The organism is Actinoallomurus sp. NPDC052274, from assembly GCF_040679475.1.
Lineage (GTDB): Bacteria > Actinomycetota > Actinomycetes > Streptosporangiales > Streptosporangiaceae > Actinoallomurus > Actinoallomurus liliacearum.
The window spans coordinates 1-13,118 of record NZ_JBFAUT010000068.1; the positions used below are offsets into that span (position 1 = coordinate 1).

The 13,118-nt window shown below is 69.7% G+C and carries 8 protein-coding genes and 1 pseudogene; 5 read left to right on the forward strand and 4 right to left on the reverse strand.

Translation table 11 applies throughout. The features are described from left to right. Positions 1–123: 123 nt before the first annotated feature. A complete protein-coding gene (locus tag AB0K82_RS37720; RefSeq protein ID WP_364406423.1) occupies positions 124–2,073 on the reverse strand; it encodes a beta-L-arabinofuranosidase domain-containing protein in 1,950 nt (649 codons plus the stop codon). Between the two features lie 211 nt (positions 2,074–2,284). Between AB0K82_RS37720 and AB0K82_RS37725 the strand changes: the two genes are divergently transcribed. Then, on the forward strand, positions 2,285–3,307 hold the full coding sequence (locus tag AB0K82_RS37725) for a LacI family DNA-binding transcriptional regulator (protein ID WP_364406426.1): 1,023 nt from the start codon (positions 2,285–2,287) through the stop codon (positions 3,305–3,307). Positions 3,308–3,347: 40 nt separating this feature from the next. Here the strand turns inward: AB0K82_RS37725 and AB0K82_RS37730 are convergent, their stop codons facing one another. Then, positions 3,348–5,012 (reverse strand): RICIN domain-containing protein, encoded by a 1,665-nt coding sequence (locus AB0K82_RS37730; RefSeq protein WP_364406428.1) that lies wholly within the window; start codon positions 5,010–5,012, stop codon positions 3,348–3,350. A 37-nt stretch (positions 5,013–5,049) separates the two neighbouring features. After that, positions 5,050–6,099 carry a cellulose binding domain-containing protein gene (locus AB0K82_RS37735; protein WP_364406431.1) on the reverse strand — a complete coding sequence of 350 codons (1,050 nt, stop codon included), beginning with the start codon at positions 6,097–6,099 and terminating at the stop codon, positions 5,050–5,052. An 861-nt stretch (positions 6,100–6,960) separates the two neighbouring features. Here AB0K82_RS37735 and AB0K82_RS37740 point away from each other — a divergent pair. After that, a complete protein-coding gene (locus AB0K82_RS37740; protein WP_364406434.1) occupies positions 6,961–7,281 on the forward strand; it encodes an Lsr2 family protein in 321 nt (106 codons plus the stop codon). Positions 7,282–7,625: 344 nt separating this feature from the next. After that, positions 7,626–8,579 (forward strand): annotated as a pseudogene (locus AB0K82_RS37745) (IS630 family transposase); the annotation flags it as partial. A 33-nt stretch (positions 8,580–8,612) separates the two neighbouring features. On the opposite strand, the gene AB0K82_RS37750 reads toward AB0K82_RS37745, so the two are convergent. Continuing rightward, on the reverse strand, positions 8,613–11,858 hold the full coding sequence (locus tag AB0K82_RS37750) for a BTAD domain-containing putative transcriptional regulator (protein ID WP_364406437.1): 3,246 nt from the start codon (positions 11,856–11,858) through the stop codon (positions 8,613–8,615). Positions 11,859–11,930: 72 nt separating this feature from the next. On the opposite strand from AB0K82_RS37750, the gene AB0K82_RS37755 reads away from it, so the two are divergent. Continuing rightward, positions 11,931–12,569, forward strand: a complete 639-nt coding sequence (locus AB0K82_RS37755) for a hemerythrin domain-containing protein (RefSeq protein WP_364406440.1) — start codon at positions 11,931–11,933, stop codon at positions 12,567–12,569. Positions 12,570–12,604: 35 nt separating this feature from the next. Continuing rightward, positions 12,605–13,051, forward strand: a complete 447-nt coding sequence (locus tag AB0K82_RS37760; RefSeq protein ID WP_364406443.1) for a DUF4267 domain-containing protein — start codon at positions 12,605–12,607, stop codon at positions 13,049–13,051. Positions 13,052–13,118: the final 67 nt, after the last annotated feature.

Consider the following 13,118-nt stretch of genomic DNA (forward strand, 5'->3'; position numbering starts at 1 on the left):
ATCGTCCGGCGCGCCCATCAAGCCGAAGCACGCAGGCACCACGTCAAGCGACGACTGCGCCTCCAGGTCATCCAGATCTAGCTATGTAGTACTAGCCGATGGGCTGGAACGGGGGCTCGCGGACTAGCCGATGGGCAACCAGACGCGCATGCTGCCGGTGGCGCGGTTGGCCCACGCGTAGTAGGGCACGGCGGTCAGCTCCAGTGGGCTGCCGGTCGCGGGGGAGGCGGGAGCGTCCTGCGGCTGGTACGGCCACCAGCCGAGGTCGGGGATGCCGCGCCGGTAGCCGGCGCCGACCACGGTGACGACGCCGCCCAGCAGATCGGGACGGTCCTTCGACACGAGCGGGACGCTCGTGTCGAGCACCACGTCGTCCAGGCCGCCGCCGGGATGGTCGACCTGCTCCAGGCAGTACACGAGGGGGCCGCGCTCGATCGCGACGCAGCCGCGGACCGCGTCCACCCGGGGATCGGCCCGTACGAGCCGCGCGGGCAGGTCCAGGGTGAGGACGATCCTGTCGCCGACGGCCCACTCCCGCCCGACGCGCAGCCAGCCGTCGCCGGAGGCGACGTCGGCCACCGCGGTCCCGTCGGCGAGGACCAGGGAGTACTCGGTGCACCACTGCGGCAGGCGCAGGGAGAGAGTCCAGGGGACGTCCGGGGTCTCTTCGACGGTGACCGCGACGCGTCCCTTCCACGGGTACTCGGTGTCAACGCTGACAACGACCGGAGAATCGTGGGCTGTGCCCTGGAACCGTCCCGTCGCGTACTGGTGGAGCTGGATGCCGCTGCCATCGGTGGAGGCCAGGTAGTGCTCCAGGCCGGCCAGCAGACGCATCACGTTCGGTGGGCAGCAGGCGCAGCGGAACCAGCGGGTGCGCCGCGAGGACTGGTCCCCGCCGCCGTCCACGTGGCCGTCGCGTACGGCGAGTGGGTTGACGTAGAGCCAGCTCTCACCATCCAGGGACACTCCGGCCAGGAAGCCGTTGAACAGGGTCCGTTCGACCAGATCGCTGTAGCGTGCCTGACCGGTGAGCAGCGCCATCCGCCAGCTGAACTGGATCGATGCGATGGCGGCGCAGGTCTCGCAGTAGGCGCGCTCGCTGGGCAACTCGTACGGGTCGCCGAAGTCCTCCTCATCGTGGTGGGCGCCGACGCCACCGGTCAGATGCGTCTTGGTGGCGGCCATCGCGTGCCAGATCCGGGCTCCTGCCTCCGCGAGTGCCCGCTCCCCGGTCTCGGTGGCCAGGTCGGCGACGGCGGCCAGGAGGTAGAGCTGGCGCACCGCGTGGCCTTCGGCGTTCTGGGCCTCGCGGACGGGCACGCGGTCCTGGCAGTAGGTCTCGTAGCCATGAAGACCGTGTCCGTGGCGGTCCACGAAGTATCCGGCGAGGTCGAGGTAGCGGGCCTCGCCCGTCTCCCGGTAGAGCTCGACCAGGGCGGTCTCCACCTCGGGATGCGCGTCGAAGCCGTCAATCGGCCGGCCGCTGTCCTCCGGGCCGAAGACAGTTCCTATGTGGTCGGCGAACTTCACCGCCACGTCCAACAGCTCGGTGCGTCCGGTAGAGCGGTGGTGGGCGACGGCGGCCTGAATCAGGTGACCCGCGCTGTACAGCTCGTGGCCCCACCGCAGGTCGCGCCAGCGGCCCTCGCCCTTGCCCGACTGGAACCAGGTGTTGAGGTAGCCGTCCTCCTCCTGGGCGGCGGCCACCAGAGCGATGATCCGGTCGACCTCGGCGGCGAGTGCGGCGGTGTGCCGTCCCGCCGCGGCATCCTGGCCCAGTTGCCAGGAGGCGGCCTCCAGCCACTTGTAGACATCGGTGTCCTGGAAGGGGTAGTCACCGCGGAACGTGCCCGATTCCGCGCCGGCGGCCAGGCGGAAGTTGCGCAGATTGCCCTCGGATTCCAGCATCTGGGGCCCCTGCGGGATGCTCACCTCCGCGTTCACCGTACGGCGGTCGTGCCAGAAACCCGCCGTCACGATGGACGCGGTCGCGGGACGCAGTACGGCCTGCGCCCCCGGACCGGGCCGGATGGGACCGGCCGCGGGGTGGGGGGAAGACGTGCGGGACATGGAACTCCCCGGATCAGTGCCTCATGGGGCCGACGACGCAGCTCCCATCGGTGAGCAAACTGCGCAAAGGTTTTTCTTGCCGGAAACATAGGGTTAACCACGGGGCGCGTCAAGGCGTTCTCCCGCTTATTTCCTGTTTGCCGTCAGTTGGCCTATGTGGGCAAACGGTGGCACTATGACCCCAAGGGTGAGCGGAAGCAAAGGATTGTGCGTGTCAGAGCGGGGTCGGGCGGCCACGAGGACCAGGGTCACACTCACTGATGTCGCCGCACTGGCGGAGGTCAGTGTGGGAACGGCGTCGAGGGCGCTCAGCGGTTCGGGCCGCATGCGCCCCGAGACCCGGCAACGGGTCCTCGACGCGGCACAGACTCTCGGCTTCCGTCCCAACCCGCAGGCGCAGAGCCTGCATACCGGACGCAGCTGGACCGTGGGCCTCATGACCACCGACGGGATCGGCCGGTTCAGCACCCCGGTGCTGCTCGGCGCCGAGGACGCGCTGGGGGCGGGCAAGATCTCCGTGCTGCTCTGCGATACGCGCGGCGACCTGATTCGCGAACAGCACCACCTGCACAACCTGATGGACCGCCGGGTCGACGGCATCATCGTCACCGGCCGTCGCACCGATCCCCGGCCCCCGCTCACCGGTGTCCACGACGATGTCCCCGTCGTCTACGCGCTGTCGCCCTCGACCGATCCCGGCGACATCTCCGTCATCTCCGACGACCACCAAGGCTGCGGACTGGCCATCGACCACCTGATCTCCACCGGCCGCACCCGGATCGCTCACGTCACCGGCCCCGCCCACCACGCAGCGGCAGCCGACCGGGCCCGCTTCACCCAGCAGTTCCTGGCCGAAGCAGGCCTCGATCTCGTCATGGGCAAACCGCACTTCGGCGACTGGAGCGAGGCGTGGGGCCGACGCTCCGCCCACGCGGTTCTGCGCGCCGCACCGGACACCGACGCCTTCTTCTGCGGCAATGACCAGATCGCCCGCGGCGTCACCGACACCCTGCGTGAACGCGGCGTCGCAGTTCCCGACGACGTCGCCGTCGTCGGCTACGACAACTGGGACACGATGGCGCTCGCCGCGCGCCCCCCATTGACGACGATCGAGGTCGACCTGACCGAGATCGGCCGCATCGCGGCCCTCCGGCTGCTCGACGCCATCGACGACAGACCTTCTCCCGGCGTACACGAAGTCCCCTGCCGATTGATCGTCCGCGAGTCCGCCTAGGGCCGGTGAGTTGGCCGAAGCGGCCGACGGCCGTGCGTCGCTAGCCCACGGTCCATCGCTGGTTGGAGCCCTCGTTGCAGGGCCATAGCTCGACCGGCGTTCCGTTGGCGGTGCCGGCGCCGGTCACGTCGAGGCACAGCCCGGACTGGACGCCGGTGATGGTGCCGTTGGAGTTGACCTGCCATTGCTGGTTGGCTCCGCCGTTGCAGTCCCAGATCTCGACCTTGGTGCCGGCCGTCGTCTGGTTGTCATAGGCGTCGAGGCACTTGGCGCCGTTGTAGACGGTGAGGCGGCCGCCCGAGGAGGCCCAGATCTGGCCCGTGCCGCCGGCGCAGTCGAAGATCTGTAGCTGGGTGCCGTTGGTCCGCGTCGCGTTGGGCACGTCGAGGCACTTGCCCGCGCCGACGGCGTGGATCTCGCTGGCCGGCCCGCCGCCGGTGGTGCCGCCGGCGACCCGGTACATGACGGCGCCGTGCGCGGGGACGGAGGCGCTGATGGTGCCGCTGGTCGTGGACGTGGCACCGGTCCACAGGTCGGTGAGGGTGTAGCCGGAGGATCCGCTCTTGCCGATGGCGGATGCGGTGGTGGAGATGGTGGCGGTCGATCCGGTCTCGTTGAACAGGACGACGGAAACGTCACCGTTTGCGAGGGGCTTGGCCAGCACGTCGTGGCCGCTGGCAGAGGACACCTGGGTGCCCTGCTTGCCGAGCGAGTCCTGGTCGACGGCGATCACTGCCTTGTTGGTCAGGACGGACAGGGTGGAGGAGCCGGGGTTGACGAGGTTGCCTCCCTCGATCAGAGGTGCCGCCATCTCAGCCCACAGGCTGAACTCCGCCTGGTTCTCGGTCGCGGTCATGCCGTTGCCGATCTCGAGCATGTCCGGGTCGTTCCACGCGCCGGGGCCGGCGTGGTCGGCGAGCCCGACGTTGACGTGGAAGTTGTTCAGCATGCTGGTGAAGTTCGGTTGGATGTCGACCGTGGTGCGCCACAGGTTCGCCACCGGGCCTGCCCAGTTCCACGGCTGCACGCTGGAGTCCCAGCCATTGCACATGCTGAAGGCGATGGGGCGGCCGGTCGAGGAGAGCGCGTCGCGCATTCGCGTGTAGAGGGTCTGGGCGACCTGCTGGTGCGACTGGCCGGAGAAGTCGCCGAACGGGATGTTGCACCAGTCCTCCTTGAGGTAGTCGACTCCCCAGGAGGCGAAAAGCCTGGCGTCCTGCTGCTCGTGTCCGTAGCTGCCGGGGTATCCGGCGCAGGTCGCCGTGCCGGTGTCCTCGTAGATGCCGAGCTTCAGACCGAGAGAGTGGACGTAGTTCGCGACCGCGGCGATCCCGTCGGGGAACTTGCCAGAGTTCGCGACCAGGTTCCCGGATCCGTCACGACTGGAGGCCATCCAGCAGTCGTCGATGTTGACGTACTGGTAGCCGGCGGCCTGCATGCCGTTGTTGTGCATCGCCTGCGCCGTCTGCTCGACGAGCTGTTCGCTGACGTTACAGCCGTAGGCGTTCCAGTCGTTCCAGCCCATCGGCGGCGTCAGCGCCAGCCCGTTGCCGAGCGCCGGTGCCGGCGGCGCGGACGCGAGCGCGATCACCGGTGTGACGATCAGCGCGAGCGCGGCGGTCAGGCCGAGCCTGGCCAGGCGGGTCGCCCGGCGGGCCGCCGAGCGCCACCCGGCGCCGGATCTGCGATCAATGGGACGTGTCACGTGTCACCTCATAACGCGTGGGGGGAGTGTGGACCGGTCAGCCGGCGGTACAGGTGAGCGCGGGCACCTCGCCGCCGGATCCGGATCCGATGAACCCGAAGTCGGTGCTCGCGCCGGCGCCGAGGGCGCCGTTGTAGCCCACGTTGTGGGCGGTGATCGTCGATCCGGAGCCGCCGACGGTCGCGTTCCAGGCCTGGGTGACGCTCTGTCCGCCGGAGTAGTGCCAGGTGACGGTCCATCCGGTGATCGCGCTGCTCCCCGCGGTCACCGTGACCGAGGCCTGGAACCCGCCGGACCACTGGCCGACCACGGTGTACTTGGCGGCGCAGCCGCCGGGCGGGGGAGTGGTGCCTCCGCCGTTTCCGCCACCCGGGTCGCCGATGCTGCCGGATACCGACTTGAGCGCGCTGTACCAGGCGGCGGCCATCTTGTCGTACCCGGTGGCGTTCGGGTGGACGCCGTCGGCCAGGTCCGCGGTGGTCAGCGCGGCGTGCATGTCCACCAGATGCAGGTGCTCGCCGGCGTTGACCTTGCTCTGCACGACGCCGGGGATCGCGGCGTTGAACGTACGGGCGTTCGCCTCCAGACCCGAGTCGGCGAGCGGGATGATGGTGGCGACGAAGACCTCGGCGGTGGGCACGGTCGCGGTGATGTGGTCGAGCAGCGCTGACAGCCTGGCGGGCGCGCCCGCCAGGTCGTGGTTCTGAATGACGTCGTTGGTTCCGATGTGCAGCAGGACGGTGTGCGGCGTGTAGGTGCGCAGCCAGGTGCCGATGTTCGCGTCGATCTGGTCGATGCGCCAGCCGGAGTGCCCCTCGTGGTCGTGGTCCCCGAGAGCGGCCGGCCCGTTGGACAGCGACCCGACGAAGTCGACCTTGTATCCGTCGTTCGCGAAGCGCTGCCACAACCCGATCCGGTACCCGCCCGGCACCGTGATCCCATCGGTGATCGAGTCGCCGAGCGGCATGACCCGCACACCGCCGTTCGACTCGGCGTAGGCGGAACCGACACCGACAGCGGATAAAGCAACGGCCACCAGGATCAGCATGGCGACCGCGCCGGCCCACCACAGGAAGACTCTGCGCATCATCCACCTCTCAGTGAAGGAGCGGGGCACCTGCGCGCGGCCCCGGTGCCGCGTCGAGGCGATTGCGTCCGGCCCCGCCCAGCATGTCGAAATATCGAACTAGGTACGGAATGCTGAACACCGGCTCAGGCAGGAGTGTGCGCCGATGCAGTCATATGTCAAGCGAGTCGGCGGTCGCGTGTGACAGGGGATCGTGCTGGCGCACGTCGGGACGATGGACGGCCGACGGGACGTCCGCTGGGCTTTCATCCGCTTTCATCGACCCTTCGCGGCAGCGGCCCTCGCCGTCTGAAGGCATGCTGAAGCAATACGAGGCGCCTGAGTGGTGTGTTGCATGGCGCCGTCGTCGGCGGTCGACGCTGATGCGAAGCGGCCCGGCTGAGGGTACGGCTGTCTGTGCGAATCTGATTCCTGATGGGGGATGTCCGATCTTTGAGAGCGGGAAAGCGGCGCTGCCCGGAATCAGCTGAGCTCCGGATCTGCCTTGGGGGGCGCGTGTGACTGACGGTCACCGTTGATCGGTTCCTTCGCTAACGAAGGTCGCAGGGGGCGTCATCGGCGATCTGGAAAGGCGCGCGAAGGGGTCGTCGCTCTGAAGCGGGGAAATCGCCGGTCGGATTGACCTGTGTTCGCAGGTATCGGTTGTTCGCAGGTATCGGTTACGTCGCTGGTGAGGGTAGCCGCCTGAAAACGGAACCGTCATGCCAGTGCTGCCTGGCGCGTTACTCTGCTCGTGCACCGTGTGCGCGTAGGGTCGCGCTTTAGAGCACGATCGGTGATCTTTAATAGTGATCCGGAAGCAGCCCACGGTGCTACATTGGCTACAATCGTTAACGCGCATCCATCGAGGAAGGAATGAATATGGCCGAGCAGGTCATCAAACGACTTATCGACGATCTGGACGGCAGCGAAGCGGAAGAGACGGTTTCGTTCGCCATCGACGGCGTCGCTTATGAAATCGACCTCAGTGCCGAGAATGCGGGAATACTGCGTGATCGTCTGTCGCCGTTCGTGGAGCGCGGGCGGCGGGCCGGCGGTGTCCGGCGCCCGCGAGGGCGTGCCGTGTCCAGCCGCCGGCGCAGTGCGGACATCCGCGCGTGGGCGAAGGCGCGTGGGATCGAGGTCAGTGAACGGGGTCGTATCCCGGCGACGGTCATCGAACAGTACGAGCAAGCGCACTGACAGCGCGGCTCTTGCGCGGCCGTGTGCTCTCACGGAGGCGCGGGTGGCCCGCTTCCCGGCCGTGAGCGTGTCACGGCGGCGGTCGCGGGATGGGCCTACCTCGCCGATGAACCGGTCGACCACGCCGTATCACGGGCCGCGCTGGGTGCTCCATGGCAGCACGGAGACCGGGCTGATCACTGCCCGATGGCGGCGGGTTCGTCACCTCCATCGGCCGGGCCGGCAACCGGGACGGCTCCGGTCCGCCGCCCACGGCGTACCGAATGCTCGGCGACCGCAGCCCAGGACGCGGGCGAAAGCCTCCATATCGGCACCACGGGCGAGGCTTTCCCGAGCATCCGGCCGCCGCGGACGAGGATACGGTCCGGGATGTGATCCACGCGTTCAACGAGCGCGGGCTGGCCTGCCTGGACCCTAAGTGGGCGGGAGGTCGTCCCCGCCTGATCAGCGACGATGACATCGCCTTCATCGTTGAGACGGCCACCACGCGTCCGGTCAAGCTGGGGCGTCCGTTCACGCACTGGAGCATCCGCAAGCTCGCCGGTTATCTTGCCGCCGACGCCACCCGAGCCATCGATGTCGGACGGGAACGGCTCAGGCAGATCCTGCACTCACGCGGGATCTGCTTCCAGCGCACCCGGACCTGGAAGGAGTCCGGTGACCCGGACAAGGAAGCCAAGCTGGATCGGATCGAGTACGTCACCAGCCGTTTTCCCGAGCGGTGTTTCGCCTTCGACCAGTTCGGGCCACTGTCGATTCGCCCGTGTCACGGGTCGGCGTGGGCGCGGCGGTCCCGGCCGGACCGGCTGCCGGCGACCTACCGCCGCACCCACGGCATCCGCTACTTCCACGGTTGTTACTCCTTGGGCGATGACCAGTTGTGGGGCGTGATCCGCAGACGCAAGGGCGGTGATCACTCGCTGGCCGCGCTCAAGTCGATCCGGGCCGCCCGCCCGGACGGCGCCAAGATCTATGTGATCATGGACAACCTGTCGGCGAACAAGACCCCGGCCATCGTGAAGTGGGCGAAGAAGAACAAGGTCGAGTTGTGCCTGACCCCGACCTACGCCTCGTGGGCGAACCCGATCGAGGCCCAGTTCGGGCCCTTGCGGACCTTCGTGATGGGCGATTCAAACCATCCCGACCACACCGTGCTCGCCCGCAGGCTGCACGCCTACCTGCGGTGGCGTAACGCCAACGCCCGCCACCCCGACATCCTGACCGCCCAACGCCGCGAACGCGCCCGCATCCGCAGCCAACGACAACAACGCTGGGGCCGCCCACGCCCCAAGGCAGCGCGATCAAACCGGCGAACGTTCGTGGTCACCGCACTAGGTGGTCGTTCGCAACCGGGCCTCGGCGGCCCAGCGGGGTGCGTTCCATTGGTCGGCGATGGTGGCGGCCTGGGCGAAGTGGGCGGCGGCCTCGTGGTCGCGGCCGAGGAGGACGGCCAGCTCGCCGAGGGTGTGGGCGACCGGGCGCAGCGCCACCGACAGGCTCGTGGCGCCCGCCGGAGGGCCGTCGCGGTGCGGAAGCAGCGTCGCGTAGATCTCCTCGGCGGCGTCGCGGTCGTTCAAGGCGACGATGGCCATCGCGCGCAACGTTGTGAGGAAGGTGAAGAAGAAGTCGGGGCGGATCGGGCTGGGTGACGCGCGGACCTCGCGGGCTTCGGCGTCCAGGCCGTTGGCGTGGAGGGCGAGCGCGAGCAGGTCGGAGGTCATGGGGCCGAGTGCGACGTGGAGGGCGCGAACGTCGTCCAGGTGCGCGCCGAGCGTGCCGTCGTTCAGCCAGACCGTGGCCATGGCGAGTTGGAGAAAGCCCGTGGCGTGCACCGATCCGGCGCGCCGCATGCCCTCGTCGGCCTTGATGTAGAGGAGTTCGGCGTCGGCGGTTCGGCCTTCGATGAGCGCCAGGGTCGCCAGCGTGATCTCGGCGACGGCGATCGCCTCGCGCATTCGGTAGGTGCGCGCGAGTTCCAAAGCCTCGGTGGTCACCTGGCGCATGGCCACCGGGTCGTTGGCGTCGGCGGCGCCGGTGGCATGGTTGAGCAGCCCGGTGACGCGGTAGACCGGCAGGTCGTGCTCGGTGCCGATCTCCACGAGTTCCCGGCAGAACTCGGCGTCGCCGTGGACTGTGGCCAGGATCTCGAGTGCCGCGGCCCGCAGCCGGGGTCCGGTGGCGAGGTCGAGTGCCTCCTGCGCCGCCTCCAGAACGGTCGGGTCGTCCTCGCCGACCAGCTCGTTCGCGTACGCCGTCAGGAGCCGGGACCGCACCGAAGGGGGCAGTTCGCGCTTCAGCAGGCGGCTCAGGCGGTCGACGATGGGCTGGTCCACCGTGCCGTACGTACGGGCCTGCCAGGGGGTCGGCTCTGTCCACGCGGTGAATGCGGCGATCATCAAGTCGTCGCGGCCCAGGGACTCCGCGTACTCCACGGCTTCACGGCGTGTCTCGCGGGCGGCTCCGACGGCTCCCGCCCGGATTTGCGCGCGCAGGAGCCTGCCGAGCAATTCGACGCGTTCGTCCGGTCCGGTCGAGTTGGTGACGGCATCGGTGAGGAGGTCGGCCGCCACGTCGTAGGCGTAGCGGGCCTCGGCAAGCTCGGCGGCCTGGACGCAGTAGCCGACGGCCTTCGGTGAGCCGGCGCGCGCGTAGTGGTGGGCCAGCGCCGCGATGTCGTCGGTGCCTTCAAGCGCGTCGGCGATCCGGGCGTGCATGCGGGCTGTGCGGAGGCGGCTGAGGTCGGCGATGAGCGTGTCCCTGACGAGGGCGTGGACGAAGCGGATGTGGCCCGGGCCGGGCTCGTCGAGGAGCCCGGCGATGACGCCCGCGTCCAGCGCGTCCATCACGCCGTCCTCGTCGGTGTCGGCGGCCTTCACGAGGACGTCCACTGAGCTTTCCCGGCCTGCGACCGCGGCGAGCCGGAGGATGGACACGCCGCCTTCGGGCAGCCGTGCGAGCCGGCGCCGCAGCACGTCCCGTACGCCTTCGGGGACCTCGGAGAGGGCGACCAGCGCGCCTTCGCCGTTCAGCAGCCGGGCGCTTTCGCGCACGTAGAACGGGTTGCCACCGGTGCGCTCGGCGATCCCCGCGATGGTCTCCTCGTCGGCCTCGCATTCGGTCCGTACGAGCTCCGCGACGGCCTCGTCGTTCAGCCCCGGCAGCGCCAGGCGGAGGGGCGTGGCACGCGCGAGGGAGGCCAGCGTTTCGGTGAGGTGCCCGCTCTCGTCCACGCGGTAGGCGGCGACGACCAGGATCGGGGCCCGCGTGCCGAGGCCGCCGCCGAGCAGCTCCAGCGTGGCGGCGTCCGCCCAGTGCAGGTCGTCCAGCACAACGGCGACCGGGCGTTCCGCGGCGACCGCCGCGAGCCACTTCCACACGGCTTGGCGCATCCGGAACCGTCCGGCGGTGGCGTCGGCGTCCGCCGGTCCGGTGTCGGTGAGCAGCGGCGCGAGGTCGTCCGCGAACTCGCCCGGGGACGTGGTCGCGGCGACGGCTCTCAGCGCCTCGGTCCAGGCCCATGCGGGCGGCGCGCTGTCGACCTCGGGGCAGCGGCCGACGGCGACCAGCCACCCGTCACGTTCAAGGCGCCTGCCGAGGTGTTCCAGCAGCGTCGACTTGCCGAGCCCGGCCTCGCCGGTGACAAGGGCGATGCGGGCTCCGTCGGTGGCGGCCTCGGCGGCGGCCGTGACCAGTGCCGACAGCTGTGCCTCGCGTCCGACGAAGGGCGCCTCGATGATCGGAGCCGGCCGCCGCAGCGGTGCGGTCGGCGGTGGCGGGGGCACGGTCTCGCGCATGACATCTGTGCGCTGGGTGAGGATCGCCTCCTCCAACGCCGTCAGGTCCGGGCCGGGGTCGAGCCCGAGCTCCTCGGCGAAGATGCCGCGGGCGCGGCGGAGCGTCGCCAGCGCGTCGGCTTGGCGGCCACTGTTCCACAGTGCCAGAGCGTGCAGCCGCCAGCCCTCCTCGCGGAGGGGCTCGTCGCGGGTGAGCCGCTCGGCCTCGGGAACCACCGCGGCGGGGTCGCCGATTCGCAGACCCGCGGCGACGCGCAGCTCGGTGGCGACCAGGCGCAGTTCGTTCAGCCGGATCGTCTCGGCGGCGGCCCACGGCTCGTCGGCGACCTCGGCGAACGCCGGTCCCTGCCACAGCCCCAACGCCTCGGCGAGCCGAGCCTGGGCGACGCGCGGGTCGGTCTCCGTACGGGCCTGGTCGAGCAGGTCCTCGAACCGCCACGCGTCCACCGACTCCGGCGGCAGCCGCAGCGCGTAACCGGGCGACGCGCTCACCAGCAGCCGGGCCGGCGTGCGCGGCGGGCGTCCGGGCTCCAGCAGCCGGCGCAGGTTGGACACGTACGCCTGCAAGGACATCAGCGCCCGCGCGGGCGGCTCACCGCGCCACAGATCCTCGATCATCCGGTCGACGGGCACGACCTGCCCGCGCGCCGCCACCAGCAACGCCAGCACGCCCCGCTGCCGAGGCCCGCCGAGGTGAACGGCCGCACCGTTCACCTCGGCCGCGAACGAGCCCAGCACCCGGACGAAGACCATGATCCGCACATCGTACGTGGACTGGTCCAAGTCAGCTCCAAGCACCCTCCAAACACCTGGGAGCAGCCTGAACACGTCGCAACCGACCAAGGGCAGGAACAAATGAGCGTCAACACCCAGGACATGGAGATCGTCCACCGGGTCTTCCGCCGTGAGTCACGGCTGCTGGTGGAACTCGTCGCGGACGTCACCCCGGGTGACACCGCTCGCGCCACGGTGATCGCCGACCACTTCCGCGACTACCGGCTGGGTCTGCACAACCATCACGAGGGCGAGGACGAGCTGCTGTGGCCGCCGCTCCTTTCCCGGGTGGACCTGGAGGCCGACATCGTCCTGCGCATGGAGATCCAGCACGAACGCATCGCGGCCACCCTGACCAGGCTGGACGCCGCGGTCCCCGCCTGGGAGGCCACCGCGGGCGCCGACGAACGCGACACCCTCGTGGCCGCCCTCGCCGAGCACCGCGCGGTCCTGCTGGAACACCTCGACGACGAGGAGGCCACCCTCCTCCCGCTCGCGGCCGAGCACATCACCGAACAGGAGTGGGCCTCCCTGGGCGACCACCTGGTGCACAACACTCCCAAGCTCACCCTGCTCACGCTCTTCGGCGCCGTCCTGGAAGACGCGAACCCGGCCGAGCGCGCCATCGTCCTGCGCGGCCTCCCCACGCCGGTCCGCGTCATCTGGCACGTCATCGGCCGCCCCCGCTACGCCCGCCACATCCGCCGTGTCCGCGGCTGAACCCCGCCCAGTCTGAACATCAGAGGAGAAGAACCATGTCGCTGAAGAACCTCAACACCATCCTGGCCACCGCCGGCGTCCTGTTCGTCCTCTACCTCGGGGCGTCCTTCATCCTGACCCCCGCGACGTCCGCTCCAGGCTTCGGCCTGCCGAACTGGCCCTCTGGCGACGGCGGCGGCTTCCTCGTCGTGAAGGGCAGCCGCGAAATCGCGATGGGCCTGGTCATCGGCGTCCTGCTGGTGACGGGCCACCGCCGCGCCCTGGGCTGGGTCCTGCTGATGGAGGCCGTCGCCCCGTTCGGCGACATGATCAATGTCCTGGCCCACCACGGCTCCATGGCCGCCGCGTTCGGCATCCACGGCCTGACCTCGGCACTGATCGTGGCCACCGGCCTGCTGATCCTCCGCGAGACCGGCAAGGCCCACAAGGCCCACAAGGCCCAGGAGGCCGCCGCCCCGGCGCCCGCCGCGCAGCCCGCCTGACTTCTGCACGCCCCGAAGGGGTGCACGGTGTTCCTTCGCATTCTCTGAGAACTCGAAAAAGGGAGAC